Annotated in this window: 22 protein-coding genes; 14 read left to right on the top strand and 8 right to left on the bottom strand. The window is 66.8% G+C overall.

Features of this window, described 5'->3' with window-relative positions:
* Positions 1 to 2 precede the first annotated feature (2 nt).
* From D6T64_RS13795 to D6T64_RS13780, 4 genes are read left to right on the top strand one after another with little or no spacing between them, the layout of a single operon-like run.
* A complete protein-coding gene (locus D6T64_RS13795) occupies positions 3 to 227 on the top strand; it encodes a DUF2997 domain-containing protein (RefSeq protein ID WP_119975259.1) in 225 nt (74 codons plus the stop codon).
* Positions 224 to 949, top strand: a complete 726-nt coding sequence (locus tag D6T64_RS13790; protein WP_119975258.1) for a 4Fe-4S single cluster domain-containing protein — start codon at positions 224 to 226, stop codon at positions 947 to 949. Before D6T64_RS13795 ends, D6T64_RS13790 begins: the two co-directional genes overlap by 4 nt.
* The gene (locus D6T64_RS13785) at positions 946 to 1,434 is read left to right on the top strand and encodes a hypothetical protein (protein WP_119975257.1); all 489 of its coding nucleotides are present in this window, start codon (positions 946 to 948) and stop codon (positions 1,432 to 1,434) included. Before D6T64_RS13790 ends, D6T64_RS13785 begins: the two co-directional genes overlap by 4 nt.
* Before the next feature lie 24 nt (positions 1,435 to 1,458).
* The gene (locus D6T64_RS13780) at positions 1,459 to 2,247 is read left to right on the top strand and encodes a ComEA family DNA-binding protein (RefSeq protein ID WP_119975256.1); all 789 of its coding nucleotides are present in this window, start codon (positions 1,459 to 1,461) and stop codon (positions 2,245 to 2,247) included.
* A gap of 20 nt (positions 2,248 to 2,267) precedes the next feature.
* Here D6T64_RS13780 and D6T64_RS13775 read toward each other — a convergent pair whose 3' ends face one another.
* A complete protein-coding gene (locus D6T64_RS13775; protein ID WP_119975255.1) occupies positions 2,268 to 2,843 on the bottom strand; it encodes a helix-turn-helix domain-containing protein in 576 nt (191 codons plus the stop codon).
* A gap of 48 nt (positions 2,844 to 2,891) precedes the next feature.
* On the opposite strand from D6T64_RS13775, the gene D6T64_RS13770 reads away from it, so the two are divergent.
* Together D6T64_RS13770 and D6T64_RS13765 are read left to right on the top strand one after the other, a co-directional pair.
* Positions 2,892 to 3,797, top strand: a complete 906-nt coding sequence (locus D6T64_RS13770; RefSeq protein ID WP_119975254.1) for a class I SAM-dependent methyltransferase — start codon at positions 2,892 to 2,894, stop codon at positions 3,795 to 3,797.
* Between the two features lie 80 nt (positions 3,798 to 3,877).
* A complete protein-coding gene (locus tag D6T64_RS13765) occupies positions 3,878 to 4,486 on the top strand; it encodes a hypothetical protein (RefSeq protein ID WP_119975253.1) in 609 nt (202 codons plus the stop codon).
* Positions 4,487 to 4,546: 60 nt separating this feature from the next.
* Here D6T64_RS13765 and D6T64_RS13760 read toward each other — a convergent pair whose 3' ends face one another.
* From D6T64_RS13760 to D6T64_RS13750, 3 genes are all read right to left on the bottom strand, one after another.
* A complete protein-coding gene (locus D6T64_RS13760) occupies positions 4,547 to 5,527 on the bottom strand; it encodes an SRPBCC family protein (protein ID WP_119975252.1) in 981 nt (326 codons plus the stop codon).
* Positions 5,528 to 5,541: 14 nt separating this feature from the next.
* Positions 5,542 to 5,928 (bottom strand): ArsR/SmtB family transcription factor, encoded by a 387-nt coding sequence (locus tag D6T64_RS13755; protein WP_119975251.1) that lies wholly within the window; start codon positions 5,926 to 5,928, stop codon positions 5,542 to 5,544.
* Positions 5,929 to 6,034: 106 nt separating this feature from the next.
* Positions 6,035 to 6,340: a hypothetical protein gene (locus D6T64_RS13750; RefSeq protein WP_199719167.1), complete on the bottom strand. Its 306-nt coding sequence runs from the start codon at positions 6,338 to 6,340 to the stop codon at positions 6,035 to 6,037.
* On the opposite strand from D6T64_RS13750, the gene D6T64_RS22920 reads away from it, so the two are divergent.
* From D6T64_RS22920 to D6T64_RS13740, 3 genes are all read left to right on the top strand, one after another.
* Entirely contained in the window at positions 6,324 to 6,566 is a 243-nt protein-coding gene (locus tag D6T64_RS22920; RefSeq protein ID WP_199719166.1) for an NAD(P)-binding domain-containing protein, read from the top strand. The two genes, D6T64_RS13750 and D6T64_RS22920, sit on opposite strands and share 17 nt — an antisense overlap.
* Positions 6,563 to 6,811, top strand: coding sequence for an NAD(P)-binding domain-containing protein (locus tag D6T64_RS22915; RefSeq protein WP_199719165.1), 249 nt, complete (start codon positions 6,563 to 6,565; stop codon positions 6,809 to 6,811). Before D6T64_RS22920 ends, D6T64_RS22915 begins: the two co-directional genes overlap by 4 nt.
* 174 nt (positions 6,812 to 6,985) lie before the next feature.
* A complete protein-coding gene (locus D6T64_RS13740) occupies positions 6,986 to 7,468 on the top strand; it encodes a MarR family winged helix-turn-helix transcriptional regulator (RefSeq protein ID WP_119975250.1) in 483 nt (160 codons plus the stop codon).
* Here D6T64_RS13740 and D6T64_RS13735 read toward each other — a convergent pair.
* Entirely contained in the window at positions 7,410 to 8,558 is a 1,149-nt protein-coding gene (locus tag D6T64_RS13735; RefSeq protein ID WP_233551172.1) for an NAD(P)-dependent alcohol dehydrogenase, read from the bottom strand. The genes D6T64_RS13740 and D6T64_RS13735 overlap by 59 nt on opposite strands.
* A gap of 97 nt (positions 8,559 to 8,655) precedes the next feature.
* Positions 8,656 to 8,982 carry a hypothetical protein gene (locus D6T64_RS13730; protein WP_199719170.1) on the bottom strand — a complete coding sequence of 109 codons (327 nt, stop codon included), beginning with the start codon at positions 8,980 to 8,982 and terminating at the stop codon, positions 8,656 to 8,658.
* A 50-nt stretch (positions 8,983 to 9,032) separates the two neighbouring features.
* On the opposite strand from D6T64_RS13730, the gene D6T64_RS13725 reads away from it, so the two are divergent.
* From D6T64_RS13725 to D6T64_RS13710, 4 genes are all read left to right on the top strand, one after another.
* Complete coding sequence (locus D6T64_RS13725) at positions 9,033 to 9,605, top strand: TetR/AcrR family transcriptional regulator (protein WP_119975247.1); 573 nt, start codon at positions 9,033 to 9,035, stop codon at positions 9,603 to 9,605.
* 114 nt (positions 9,606 to 9,719) lie between these two features.
* On the top strand, positions 9,720 to 9,914 hold the full coding sequence (locus tag D6T64_RS13720; RefSeq protein ID WP_119975246.1) for a tautomerase family protein: 195 nt from the start codon (positions 9,720 to 9,722) through the stop codon (positions 9,912 to 9,914).
* Between the two features lie 174 nt (positions 9,915 to 10,088).
* Positions 10,089 to 10,742, top strand: coding sequence for an alpha/beta hydrolase (locus D6T64_RS13715; protein ID WP_119975245.1), 654 nt, complete (start codon positions 10,089 to 10,091; stop codon positions 10,740 to 10,742).
* A complete protein-coding gene (locus tag D6T64_RS13710; RefSeq protein ID WP_119975244.1) occupies positions 10,739 to 11,701 on the top strand; it encodes an LLM class flavin-dependent oxidoreductase in 963 nt (320 codons plus the stop codon). Before D6T64_RS13715 ends, D6T64_RS13710 begins: the two co-directional genes overlap by 4 nt.
* Positions 11,702 to 11,726: 25 nt before the next feature.
* Here D6T64_RS13710 and D6T64_RS13705 read toward each other — a convergent pair whose 3' ends face one another.
* Positions 11,727 to 12,209 carry a DUF6326 family protein gene (locus D6T64_RS13705; protein ID WP_119975243.1) on the bottom strand — a complete coding sequence of 161 codons (483 nt, stop codon included), beginning with the start codon at positions 12,207 to 12,209 and terminating at the stop codon, positions 11,727 to 11,729.
* Positions 12,210 to 12,293: 84 nt separating this feature from the next.
* A complete protein-coding gene (locus tag D6T64_RS13700; RefSeq protein ID WP_119975242.1) occupies positions 12,294 to 13,334 on the bottom strand; it encodes an NAD(P)-dependent alcohol dehydrogenase in 1,041 nt (346 codons plus the stop codon).
* Positions 13,335 to 13,469: 135 nt separating this feature from the next.
* Here D6T64_RS13700 and D6T64_RS13695 point away from each other — a divergent pair, with 135 nt between their 5' ends.
* Positions 13,470 to 14,141, top strand: a complete 672-nt coding sequence (locus D6T64_RS13695; RefSeq protein ID WP_119975241.1) for a TetR/AcrR family transcriptional regulator — start codon at positions 13,470 to 13,472, stop codon at positions 14,139 to 14,141.
* Positions 14,142 to 14,192 lie beyond the last annotated feature (51 nt).

Genomic DNA, 14,192 nt, shown 5'->3' with positions numbered 1-14,192 from the left:
CCATGACCGACAAACAGCTCATCGTTCAGGTGCGGCCCGACGGTACTGTGCACGCCGAGACTCTCGGCCTCTACGGCGCCGAGTGCCTCGACTACATCGCCGTGCTCGAGGACATGCTCGATGCGGAGACGACCGAGTCGTCCTTCACGGATGCCTACGGGCAGGTGGCCACGGAGCAGCAGACAGCCCAGGAGACGACCGCGCAGAACTGGGACGGCACCCGGTGACCCCGCTCGCATCCGCCCTGCCCGCATCCGCCCTGGGCACGGTCGAGCCGGTGGCCCGGCCGGGTGACTCGCTGCGCTGGTCACGGTTCCTGGCCGCGACGACCGCCGAGGGTCCGGGCCTACGCGCGGCGCTCTGGGTGCAGGGCTGCAGCGTGCACTGCCCCGGCTGTTTCAACCCGCAGCTCTGGGCGGAGGTCGGCGGCCGGGTCGAGAATGCGGCAGATCTTGCCGGGCGGTTCGTGGCGGATGCGTGGAGTGCCGGCTCCCAGGGAATCACCCTTCTCGGCGGCGAACCGTTCGACCAGGCCGCGGCCCTCGCGGTGGTCGCCGAGCAGTTCCGCGCCGCCGGACTCACCGTGATGACGTTCACCGGCTACCCCCTCGACCGGCTCACCGAGTGGGCGGTTCACCGTGCCGATTTCGCCCGACTGCTCGACGCCACCGACCTGCTGATCGACGGACCGTACCTGCGCGAGCAGCCCGATGCCGGCCGGCCGTGGCTCGGGTCGACCAACCAGGGCATCCGCGCGCTGACCCCCGCGTACGCCACCGAGGTCGACCGCATTGAAGCGTCAGGCGGGGTGGACCGGCTCGAGGTGCGCATTCGCCCCGACGGCCAGGTCGACGTGAACGGCTGGGCCGACGACGCGGCCCTCGACGACCTGTTGCACGATCTCGGTTGCCGCCAGGACCGGCCCGGAACGAAAGCGAGACGCGCATGAGTGTCACCCTGATTCTTCTCCCCCTGGCCTTCGCCGCGGCCGCTGCGGCCGGCGGTGTCGGCGCACTCGGCGCCGCCGTGACGGCACGAACGGGCCACGGCACGAACGGAGCCGACGCTGCGCCCGAGATTCGGGTGCGCACACGAATGAAGGACAGCACGTTGCTCGCCGACGCCCTGGCGAACCTCGGTGCGACCGCGATCAACGTCGCACGCTCGCGTGTCACCGCCGAGGTCGGCGGCAGGCTTCTGACCATGACCCTCACCGAGGATGCGGTCTGGGAGGCTCATCTGGAAGGCACCGGCGTCACCGTTGCCGGTGCCACCGAGCTCCTGCAGCAGCTCGACACGCAGTATGCGGCGCTGGTGCAGCAGGCCGTCGCGGCGAAGATTCGTGAGCGGGCCGGCGGTGCCGGCTTCGAACTGGTCTCGGAGACCCGAGAGTCGGACAACACCGTGACCATGGTGTTGGCCGTGCGCGCGTGAGCCTCACGAAATGATGACGAAACGATGACGAATACCCCCACGCCCACACGTGGTGTGTCGGCGAGCGCCACGGGACCCTCGCTGCGTTGGCGGTGCGGCGCGAGTGCGTGGCTGCTTCTGCTGCTCTTCGGCGGCGGAGCGCTGGCCTGGCTGGCCTTCGGGATCCTCGCGGCCGTGGCCCGGCGTCGGTCGTGGGGAATCATCGCCGGAGTCTATGCGGTGGCCGCGATCGGCGTTCAGGTGCCCGAGGACCCGGCCGGGCACATCGCTCAGGGCTCGCTGTACCTCGTGGCCCTGGTGCATGGCCTCATCATCAACCAGGGCTGGCTGCTGCTGCTCTGGGGCCGACGCGAGAATGGGCTCACCGTCCTCGGCAACGCCCGCGGGGCCGGGCAGCCCCGGCCGACGCGGCGCGCCGCGGTGATACCGACGGAGGCGGAGCAACTCCTCGGCGGCCGCGGCACGTCACGGTCTGACTATGTCGACGATTCCGCTCCCGCTCCCCAGCGTCGGCCTCCTCGTGCCCGGCGCCGTACGCAAAAAGATGAACCGGCCGCCCCGGCCGCCCCTGCCGCGCTCATCGACGTGAACACGGCGAACCAGCGCACCCTCGCCCGTCTCACCGGCATGGATCGTGGGCTCGCCAAGGACGCGATCGCCGAACGCACCAAGCGCGGCGGATTCGCCTCCCTCGAGGCCTTCGCGGCCCTGTCCGGGCTACAGCCGCACGAGATGGTCCGCTTGGGCAGCGAGGCATTCTGCTCGCCCCGCCCCCGAGGCAAACGCAGCTTTGGCCGCCGAGTCGACTTCTGACCCGGCGTGACCTGTCGGGGTCACTGCGGGTGACGGTGGCCGGGCAGGTGGGCGCGCTCGCCGTCGTGGTCGAAGATCGTCAACAGCTCCACGGGGCCCTCGTACGCCTCGATGGCGTGGGGGGTCATCGTGGAGAACTCCGCCGCCTGACCCTCACGCACGAGGATCGTGCGCTCCCCCAATCGCAGCTGAACGGTGCCGCTGAGCACGGTGAACCACTCATACCCCGGGTGCACCTGGGATTCCCCGACGAGTCGGTCGGGAGTGAAGCGCATCTTGGCGATCGTCACGCCGCGCCGGTCGCGTTCGCGGGAGAGCAGCCACACCGTTGATCCGACGCTCGTCTCGGGTTCGGGGCGAATGACGACGTCCCCGTCATCCTCCGGCTCGACGAGATGGTCGAGAGTCGTTCCCAACGCCTGGGCGATGGGCACGAGCTGGTCCAGGGCAATTCGGCGATGGCCTGTCTCGATGCGACTCAGGGTCGACGGGGACAGATAGCAGCGGGCGCCGAGCGTGGCGAGCGTCCAGCCGCGTGCCAGGCGCAGGCTGCGGATGCGTTGCCGCACCAGATCATCGATCACGTCTTGCGTCATACGCAAGAGCCTATGCCATAGCAGCAGGAGGCGCCTAGGCTGGTGGCTATGACGCATACCCACACCGCCCGACAGCCTGTGCACCACGACCGGCCAGGCCACGGCCCCGCCCCGGAGGACGATTCCGCACTGCCGGAGATGCTCGACCTCGACGCCGCGCTGGGCGCACCCGTGCTCGCCGCGGCGCTCGACGCTGCCCAGCGCGCGCTCACGACCGTTCCGCGCACCGTCGTTGAGCCGCGCACGATCGTAGATCTGGGCGCCGGCACGGGAACCGGGTCCCTGGCGCTGGCGGCTCGCTTTCCCGATGCGCGAATCCACAGCCTGGATGCCGCACCTCAGATGCTGCACCGCCTCGCATCCGCGGCGGCGGAGGCCGGCGTCGCGGATCGCGTGAGCACGCATCTCGTCGACCTCGACGGCGATTGGCCCGCCGCGGTGCCCCTCGGCGTGGATCTCGCCTGGGCCGCGCTGTCACTTCACCACGTGACCGATCCCGAACGGTTGCTGCGGCAGGTCTTCGATGTACTGCGCCCCGGCGGCGTGCTCGTGGTCACCGAGTTCGCCGACGTGACGACCTACGAACCCGCCGATCTGGGAACGGGCCGCGAGGGCCTCGGCGACCGTGTCGTCAGCGCGCTCGCCGCCCACGGCTATCCGATCACGGCCGAGTGGACGTCGGCCCTCACCGCGGCCGGCTTCTCCCCGGTCGACCGCACCGCCACATCCCTCATCGCCTCGGCCGACACCACGGATGGCGCCCGCTACCTGGAACTGAACCTCACCCGCAACCGCGACTTTCTGCGCGACGACCTCAACGACTCGGACCTCACGGCACTCGACGCCGCCATCGCAACGCTGAAAGAAGGGACCTCCGGCATCCGTTGCACATCTGGTCGAGCCTTCTGGGCGGCAGTCCGGCCGGGCACGACCGACACCGAGGCGCGGCGATGACCGCCCCGGGCGGCGAGCCACTCCCGGCCGGTTGACGGGCGGCGCACGACACCGGACCCGCGCGCTGGCATCATGAGGCTATGACTTGGTATTCCGACTTCGGCCCCCGCAGAACCCGCCAAATTATCGGCGACGTGATCGCACTCGGTTTGATCGCCGGGTGGGTCTGGCTCGGCCTGGCCGTCTACACGCTCATTGCGGGTCTTGCCACGTTCGGCAGGCAGATGGAGGAAGCCGGTAGGGGGTTTTCGGCGACCATGACCGAGGCGGGCACCACTCTCGGTCGTGTCCCACTCATCGGCGGCGGCATCAAAGCACCCTTCGCATCCGCGAGCAGTGCCGGAGTCAGCCTCGAGGCGGCGGGGCAGAGTCAGCAGGTCGCCGTCAACCAGTTCGCGCTCGGTCTGGGCATCGGGATCGCCGCCCTGCCGATCATCATGATCCTTTTGCTGTGGCTGCTCCCCCGCATCCGTTTCGCGCGAAAGTCCGGGCAGCTCAAAGCGGCCGTCCGGGCCGGTGTGGGCGTCGACCTGCTCGCCCTGCGAGCGCTCGCCACCCAAAAAGTCTCGACCCTCTCCACGATCGATCCCGACGCGATGGCCGCCTGGCGACGCGGTGACCCTGGCGTCATGCGCGCGCTCGCCCAGCTCGAGTTGAAGAGCTCGGGGGTGCGCCTTCGCGAACGGTGACCGATAGGGCGCAACGCCTACCCCGAGGCTTCGGGCACGTTCACCTCGACCGCGCGGGTGTCAGGCCAGCGTCGGCTGCAGCAGACTCTCAAGGCGCGCGTAGCTCGTCTCCATGCCGTCGGTCATACCGGTCGCCAGTACAGCGTCGCGCTGCTCGGCGTTCGCGTAGGTGACGACGAGACAGAGCAGTGTTCCGCCCTCCACCTCTGTGAGGGTGAGCTCGTTGAGCGTCGCCGGAAAGTCCATGCCGATCATCGCCTCGGTGGTGACCGCGCGGGACGGCTCCTGCGACTCGAGCAGCTCGCCGGTGAAACCGAACCGCTCCTCGCCGCCATCCCGCTGCCACTCATAGCGGTAGCTGTCGCCGACGGCGGTCGCGATCTCGCAGACGGGCATCGACCAGCCGTCAGGTCCGAGCAGCCAGCGCTTCATCAGGGCCGCATCGGTGTGCGCGCGCCACACTTGCGGAGCGGTGCCGCGGATGACCCGCGCCACCCGCACCTGGGTGTCGCTCAGGATCTGCGCCTCCGTCGCGCGCTCGGTGGCGAACGACGCCAGATCGGCCAGAACCTGGTCGATCTGGGACATGGCCTCGCGGGTGCCCTCGAGCATGCCCATCTCAATGAGCTGCTGCATCTGCTCGAGCGACTCGAAGTACGACGTCGTCCGGAGGCGGCTGCCGTCGCGCGTCTCCTCGAAGGCAAATTCCACGCGGGTGGTCGGAAGGTCGGGGATCGGCCTGCCCGCCGCATCCGAGAACCGATCGAGCACTTCGAACGTGTGCGGGGCCTCGGCCGACGTCCAGTCCCAGCAGCCGAAGTGAACGTCGCCCTCCGGCCCGGTCATGGAATACAGGCTGCGACCGCCGGCCAGCGCGTCGTGCCGCAGGAACCTGGCCGGATAGGTCGGCGGGCCCCAGAATCGTTCGATCTGGCGCGGATCGGTGTACGCGTCCCAGAGCCGCCGGAGGGGCGCCGCGAAGTCGGCGATGATCGTGATCGTGAGCTGGTCGAGGTCTTTCTCGACGGAGGTGACGGGCATGATGTTCCTTTCGGTTAGGTGGCGGCTTTCAGTGAGCTGGGAGGTGGAGCGGGTTCGTCTGGAGTCGATTGGTCCTGTGCGAGCAGGATGTCGAGGCGGTCGATGCGGGAACGCCAGAGTTCTTCGAAGTGGTCGAGCAGGCGCTGCGCCTGCCGGATGCGATCGAGGTTCGCCCGCACCATCCGCTCACGGCCACGTGATTCCTTGGTCACGAGCCTGGCCTCCTCCAACACGGCGACATGTTTCTGCACGGCCGCGAACGACATCTCGTAGGCGTCTGCCAGCTGTGACACCGAGACGTCGGTGACCAGTGTGCGGCGCACGATATCCCGCCGTGTCGAGTCCGCGAGGGCTCGGAAGAGGCGGTTGACGTCATGCTCGGAAATCTCTAATACAACCATTTGATTGTATGATAATAGTGCTGAATGAGGAGCGCAAGCCCTCTTCGAGCATCACTCGGTCGGGCTTGGTCGTGTGCAGCGCGCGTTGGACGGGCCGAGCGGATGTCTACTCCGGCTCAGCGCTACTCTCGGGCGTCACCGCTGCCCAAGGGATGGCGTTGTCGATGAGAATGACTGCGATGGCGGCGGCGGTCGCGAACGTGTCGGCGTCGAGAACTCGGCTGCGGGTGGAGGCGCCGTCCAGGAGCAGCGCCAGTTGCTCGCCGAGCTGCTGAGGGTCGCTGGCTCCGGCCTCGCGGGCCGCTTCGGCCAGCCGTGCCGCAAATGCCGTCGTGTTGTCGCGGGCGAAGATGCGTGCCGAATGGCCCGGGTCCCGGATTTCGACGGCCGCCCCGATGAACGGGCGGGCCACTGTCGGCACGTTCGGAGCACGGCAGGCGGGTGACATCGTCTTCGTGGCCGTGCTCTACGCCGGAGCGGTTGACGTCGTCGCACACTACGGCGATACGCTGGCCGGCAAGATCCTCGTCGACATCACCAACCCGTTCAACGCCGACGCCAGCGGGCTCATGACCACCCCGGGCAACGCAGTGGCCCAGCAGATCGCCGCCGCGGCCCCGAGGGCACCGAGGTCGTGACGGCATTCAACACGATCTATGGTGGAGTCATTGCTGACGGCGACCCCGTGGACGTGTTCTGCGCCAGCGATAGCGCCGAGGCCAAGGCACGCGTCGCCGAGTTTCTCGTGAGCCTCGACATGCGCCCCCTCGACGCCGGAAAGCTGGAGATGGCCCACGCCCTCGAACGGGCCGGCATCCTTCTGGTCGGCCTCTCGAGCAACGGCGCCGGCTTCGACATCGCCCTGGGCGCCGGGGCGCGCTGAAGCCAGGTTTCAGGAGTGAACCGTCGCGGACATCCGCCACGGGTTCACGCAGTGCTGCGCCGTGCGCCCCCCCGCGGCGTGAACCTCGGTCGAGGCCTACGGGGCGGCAGGCTCGATCCCGCCTCCTGTTGCCGACAACTTAATTGTACCTGCAAGTTTGGCTAGAATCAAGCCATGAGCGAGACGAAATGGCTATCGGCCGACGAGCGCAACGCATGGGTCAAACTCACGGCCGTCCTCGAACTCCTCCCGGCCGCACTCGACCTGCAGCTGAGCCGAGACGAGGGCTTGACTCACTTCGAGTACTTCACCCTTGCCATGTTGTCGGAGGCACCGAAGCGCATGCTTCGAACCAGCGCCCTCGCAGCCAGGACCAATGCCACACTCCCGCGCCTGTCCCGGGTTGTAACCCGTCTCGAGGGCGCTGGTCTGGTTGAACGATCCCCCTGCGCGGAGGACCGTCGAGCCACGAATGTGGCCCTCACCGAGGGCGGTTGGCAGAAAGTCGTCGCGGCCGCCCCCGGCCACGTTGCCGCGGTCCGGAGACTCGTCATCGATTCACTCACCCCGGCGCAGGTCGAGAACCTTTCGGAAATTCTCACCGTCGTCGTGAAGCAGCTTGATCCAGACGGTCGCATGCTCGCCAGCGACTCCTAGCCTTGCCCGCCCGTACTACCAGCTCGGGCCCATCCGCTGAGAAAATGATGACGGGCTTGCTCGTTTTGCCGGATTTCGAGTCTGCAAAGCCGTCGTTGATCTCGTCAAGCCGGTAATCGGTGATCAGCTTCTCGAACGGGAATCGGCCATCGCGCCAGAGCTGAATGAGCTGCGGAATGAAGACCTGCGGAACCGAACTGCCCTGCACGACGGTCTTGAAAGTCCACCCCTTGACCAGCGACGAGCCGATCTCGAAGGTGACCTCGGTGCCTGGTTTCGCGGCTCCGACGAGTGCGACCGTACCTCGAACCCCGAGCGACTCTGCTGCGGTGCGAAGCAGCTCCGGACGTCCGGTGGTGTCGATGACGTAATTGACGCCCCGGCCCTGAGTGATTTCGTCCAGGCGCTTCGCGACATCCTCCGTCTTCGAGTTGATGCTGTGCGTAGCCCCGAGCTCTTTGGCCAGGCTGAGGCGCTCATCGAAGATATCGATGGCGACCACGATCGCGCACTGAGCGACGACCGCCGCCATCACGGCAGCGCTGCCGACGGCGCCGACGCCGAACACGACCAGGGTTGAACCGATTTCCGGCTTGAGCTCGTTGAGCACAGTGCCGGCACCAGTATTGAAACCGCAGCCGAGCGGCCCCAGGTGCTCGAGGGGCACATCTTTGTCGACGCGCAGGACAGACTCCTCCACCACATTTGCATCGGTGGCGAACGAGGACTGTCCGAAGAAGTGCGAGGAGATGACTTCGTCGCCCTTGCTGAGCGCTGTGGTGCCGTCGAGACGGTGGCCGCCGAAGTCTGCTGCCAGAAGGTTCTCGCAATACGCCATCTGGACCGCCCGGCAACGCCGGCAGTGACCGCAATACGCCGCCGCGAGCACGACGTGATCACCGACGATGACGGACGTCACGGAATCGCCGATCGCATCGACGACTCCGGCACCTTCGTGCCCGAGGACCGCCGGGTGGGGCGTGGGGTAGACACCGTCACGCACGAGCGCGTCGGTGTGGCAGATCCCCGTCGCAACGAGTCGCACACGAACTTCATTGTGGCGTAGCTCATCGAGCTCGAGTTCCTCCACGGTGAAGGGTCCGCCGTTTTCGCGTGTGACAGCTGCTGTGATTTTCATGTCTTCTCCATCTGTCAGGCCCCGCCCAATGGCGCGTGCCTCGGATTGATTAGCGGCGAAAAGATGTCGCCTGGGCCGTTCTGATGACGCTGTGAAGCATCAGGAGGCGCGGAACCGCGAAATACACGGCCGCGGGCACGACGAAAACCGTGAGCACCAAGGCTTTGAGGACTGGCGGCCAGGACGGAACCACGACGCTGAGAACGGTCATCCCGATCGCGGCCATGGGAAATATGGCAAGCCAGGTGACGACTGCGCGAGTGTGAACCGATGCCACGGCTGGATTTCGATGATGCCTATCGTCGAATTCATCGGCTGCAAGTGCCTTGCCTTCATGCTCCACGAAATCTCCAAATAAACAGTTGGATTTCATCATAGGGCTAGAGCGAGCAACTCCAACCATTCAGTTGGAGATAAGCTGATCCGGTGGCTTGGGACACTGAACAAACGAGGCATCGACTGCTAGAGGCTGCGGCAGATGAGTTCGCCGAGCACGGTTTCGCCGGCGCACGCATTGATCGCATCGGCGTGGGCTCCGGAGTAAACAAGCAGCGAATCTATTCCTATTTCGGCAACAAAGTGGGTCTCTTCGATGCCGTGATCACCCGCCAACTCACGACCGGCCTCGACGAGATCCCCCTGACCGGAACCGGACCAGAAAGCGTTGCGACATTCGCTGGCGACTACTTCGACGCCTCCGTCGCGAACCCACGGCTGGCCCGGCTGACCGCGTGGGAAGGCCTCGAACGGAACGCCCCGGTCGGAGTCGACAAGCGTTCGCTTCGAGCCTCAGGCAAGGTAGCGGCCATTCAGCTCGCTCTGCCGCACCTTGAAACCGACGCAGCTCAAGACCTGTTGCTGACCATCGTCGCTCTGGTGCACGCCTGGACCGCGAGTGCGAATCTCGGCCTCATCATCACCGGGAGCCCGGACGACAACACCCGCCGTCGGCGACACGTTGTCGCCGCTGTGCGCGCGATCAGCAAGACTCTGGAGTAGGCCCTTCGGGCTGTGGCTGAAATCGCGGGGTACGGTTCGAGTTCAGGCGCGTTCCCAGATGGCGGCGAGCCCCTGGCCGTCACTCGCCCACTCAGCAGGATTCCAGGAGACAGCATGCCATTGATTGAGATCACGGTCGCCGAAGGGCGAACAGAAGAGCAGCTGCGCGAACTCATGCGTGGCGTCCACAACGCGGTTGAAGCATGGGGCGCGCCGGCAACAAGCATCCGAGTGCTGGTGCGCGAGGTCCCTCCGGCACTCTGGATGGCAGGCGGGGTCACGCTGGCCGAAAAGCGGGGCCTTCACTAGGGGCCTTTCCTACAATGGTTGTATCTACAAGTAGATGCTGTTAGTTTTAGATACAACTAATCCACGGACGTGACGACGAAAACTGGGAACCAGTCAGATCATGATGAGCTCGCCGAGAACGCCTTGGCTGCGGCCGTCACCGCCCGATCTTTCGCTTGAGGAGCTGTCTGCCCGATGAACGCCCTGTTGAATGATGTTCGCTCCCCGGCCTGGTCGACGGAGATGGTTGCCGCACCGGCCGTCATCATATTCCTGCACGGTTACGGCTCGAATGAAGACGACCTCACCGGGCTGGCCTCGCCGCTGAAGCTCACGCTGCCGTGGGTATCACTGCGTGCACCACTGGATCTGGGCAACGGCGCAGCCGCCTGGTTCTCGATCGTGACCCCCGGAAACCCGGATGCCGCGCCCGTCGCCGCGGCCACCGAGGCCATCTGGGCCTGGGTCGATGAACACCTGGACCCGAGCACCCGGGTGGTCCCCCTCGGGTTCTCGCAGGGTGGGCTCATGGCCAGCCAGCTTCTGCGCACCCGACCGGAGCGGGTACTCGCACCGGTCGTCCTGGGCGGATTTGTTCAAGTCGCCCCGCAGCCGGGAGATGACCTGCTCGCCCACTCACGCCCCGCTCTGTTCTGGGGCCGAGGCGCAGAGGATCGTGTCATCGGCGAGCCGGCGATCGAGCGCACCCGTGCCTACCTGCTCCCGCACACCACCCTCGTGGAAAAGGTGTATCCCGGATTGGCACACGGCATCAGCGCTCAGGAGATCGACGATGTCCATGACTTCCTCGCCCGTGAAGTGGGCGCTGGTGCCGTGAGCAACGAGTGACCATCCCCACACCCTTCGAGCTCGGGATCTTCACCTTCGGCGAGCTCACGCGAAGCGGCGACGGCAGCCCCATCGCTCCCGAGCAGCGGCTGCGCGACCTCCTGGAGTGGGCACGAGTCGCGGACGATGCCGGCCTCGACGTCTTCGGTGTCGGGGAGCACCACCGGCCGGACTTCGCGGTGTCATCGCCCGCCGTCGTGCTCGTAGCCGCAGCCGCACAAACGCGCCGGATCCGACTGACGAGCACCGTGACCGTGCTCTCCAGTGCCGACCCGGTGCGCGTGTTCGAAGACTTCGCCACCCTGGACCTGCTCAGCGCCGGACGGGCCGAACTGACCGCGGGCCGTGGGGCCCATCTCGAGTCCTTCCCGCTGTTTGGCCAGGATCTGAACCGGTATGACGAGTATTTCGAGGATCGCCTCGATCTGCTGCTGCGACTCCGCGACGAAAATCCCGTCACTTGGTCGGGAACGACCCGTGCACCGCTCACCAATGCGGGGGTGTGGCCGCGACCGACCGCAGACGGGCTGCCGATCTGGCTGGCCGTCGGCGGTACCCGCGGAGCTGCGCATCGGCCTGATGACGTGCTTCGACCACCGCTTTCCCGAGCTGGGTCTGAGCTCGCGGATGCCGGCGCCGAGCTCGTGCTGGTCTGCTCGTCCTGGGTTCCGGGTGCTGACAATGCCGAACAGTGGCGCATCTTGGCCCAGGCGCGAGCCATTGAAAACTCCTACTTCGTCGGTGCGGTCTCGGAGTGCCCACCGATCTCGATCAGGCGCAGCCTCCTTGCCGATCCCGCGGGCCGCCTGTTCGCCGAGCTGGGGCTCGACGCCGATCTCGTGATCCGAGAGATCGACGGACGCTCGTGCACCAGGCACGCGAACGCAATCCCGCCCTCGAGCACCGGCGCCATACCATTCGCTCCCGAACGAGTGAGTGACCGGTCCCTGTACGGGTGAGCTTGAGAACAACCTTTCGAGGCGTTTACGCGGACTGTCGAAGGTCGGACGTCGCGGGATCGGTGGGGACGGTGGGGGTTCGGGGCCAGCTCCAGGCGGAACGCAGGATGAAGGCCAGGATCATCACCTCGAGTGCGATGGAGAGGCCGTAGAACCAGGACCAGTCCCAGGACTCCCCGACCGCGTTGAACATCGAGACGAGCACGTAGAGCGAGGCGACGACGAGGTTGCTGGCGCGGTTCACCCGGGCGGGCAGCGTCATGGAGAGCCACACCATGAGGGCCGGAATCGCGATGAGCGCGACGAAAATGGTCAACAAGGTCGGGCTGATGTCGAACTCGAAGGTGACGCCGGCGCGGAGGTCGTCGATGATGCCGGGCTTATAGAGGTGGAAGTAGTCGATATAGAGGTAGAGGAACATGAAGCTGGTCCAGGCCGCGGCGAGCTTGGCCTGCACGGGGATCGGCGGGCTGTAGAGCTGGTTCGCAGGTGTGGGTCGGATGGTCATCGGTTCGCCTTTCGCGAGGAGCGGTCCGTCGCCGGGCGGCGGCAGGTCTGGGCATGCAGGTGGGTCGTTCTCGCCTGTCGGTCGTCAGATGGTGATCACGACCTTTCCTCGGGTGTGACCCGCACCGACATAGCGGAGGGCATCCGCTGCTTCGTCAAGGGGGTAGGTGCGGTCGATGACGGACCTGACCTGCCCGCTCGTGAGCAGGTCGGCCAGGGTGAGCAGGTCCTGGCGCTTCTCGACCGATACAAAGGGCTTCAGGTGCTGACGTGTCACCCCGGACAGCACGCGTGCTGTGACGATCCGACCGAGGGGGCCGAGCCAGCGGCCACCGCGTCCGCTGTTGGGGATCAGGACGCCGGTGGGCGTCAGCGCTCGGCGGACAGCCGCCAGGGGCTGGGCCTCCACGTTGTCGAGGATCACGTCGTAGCGCTTCTCGGTGCGGGTGAAGTCGGTGGTGGTGTAATCAACAACGTGGTCGGCACCGAGCGACCGGACCAGGTCGACGTTGCGGGTGCTGCACACCCCCGTCACCTCGGCGCCGAACGCCTGGGCGATCTGCACGGCGAAGGAGCCCACGCCGCCCGACGCGCCCGTGACCAGCACCGCCTGGCCCGGTTGAACATTCGCGATCCTGCGCAATGCCTGCAACGCCGCCAGGGCCGACGTGGGCACCGCCGCCGCGTCGACGACCGACAGATTGGCCGGCACGGACACGAGGGTGTCTGCCGGGACACAGGCGTATTCCGCGAGCGATCCCGCAGTGCTCCAGCCGAACACCTGGTCGCCGACGCGGAAGGCGGTGACGTCTTTCCCGACCGCTGCCACCACCCCGGCCAGGTCCCGGCCGGGGATGCCGTGGCGCGGCCGGCGGAGGCCGAATGCCAGGCGCAGCAGGAACGGCTCGCCGGTCATGACAAAGTAGTCGCCGGGATGCACCGCGGCCGCGCCCACCCGGACGAGCACATCGCCGGGGCCGGGCTCTGGTCGCCCGACCTGGGACACCGCAAGCACTGAGGGCGGGCCGTAGCGGTGCTGCACGGCCGCCCGCATCGTCGCCGCCCCGGCCGCACCCTCCCCCGGCACCAGGCGTGCTCCGGCATTCGTTCGCTGTTCGATTTCCACAAAAGCCTCCTCACGTTCAAGCCGCGACTCTCGCCGGCTCGTACACCGTACGTCGTACACCGTACTGGGAGCGTACACTGTACTATGCAAAAGCGCTAGAGCATTGTCAGACCGTTCGAGTGAGCGAGGAGAACCGTGTCCGCGAAGGAATACCAGGTCGCGTCAGACGCGGGACTGAGCAAGCAACGGGTGGTGGAGGAGGCGGTTCGGCTCGCCGACCGTGAGGGGGTCGACGGGCTGAGCATGCGCCGGCTGGCTGGCGCGCTCGGCGCCGGCGCGATGTCGCTGTACCACTACGTGGCGAGCAAGGAAAAGTTGCTGGACGCCATGATCGATACCGTGTTCGAGGAGATCGAGCTCGCGCCCGAGGAACCCGACTGGCAGTCGGCGATGCGACGACGGTCGCTATCCGCCCGACAGGTTCTCGCTCGCCACCCGTGGGCGATCGGCCTGATGGAGTCGCGGACATCACCGGGACCCGCGAACCTCCGCCACCGCGAAGCGGTCACCGCTTGCCTGCGGCGGGCTGGCTTCTCGGTCGTGATGGCGACGCACGCCAACTGGTTGCTCGACAGCTATGTCTACGGGTTCGCCCTGCAGGAGACCAGCCTGCCGTTCGACACCACGGATGAGTTCGCACAGATGGCCGAGGGCGTCTACCTGCCCCAGCTTCCTCCTGGCGAATTCCCCTACCTCAACGAGTCCGCTGCGGTGCTCGTCACTTCCGGCTATGACCCCGCAGAGGAGTTCAGCTTCGGCCTCGACCTCGTCCTGGCCGCCCTCGAACCCCTGAGAGCCTCCGCTTAAGCGAACGCCTTCGAACGGCGACGTGTGATCTGGTGATTTCCGCAGTATGCC

Origin of the sequence: Cryobacterium melibiosiphilum (genome assembly GCF_003602235.1) — a bacterium.
Taxonomy (GTDB): Bacteria; Actinomycetota; Actinomycetes; order Actinomycetales; family Microbacteriaceae; genus Cryobacterium; species Cryobacterium melibiosiphilum.
Note: the sequence above shows the minus strand (reverse complement) of the source record. Positions and strands in the feature narration are given on the sequence as shown.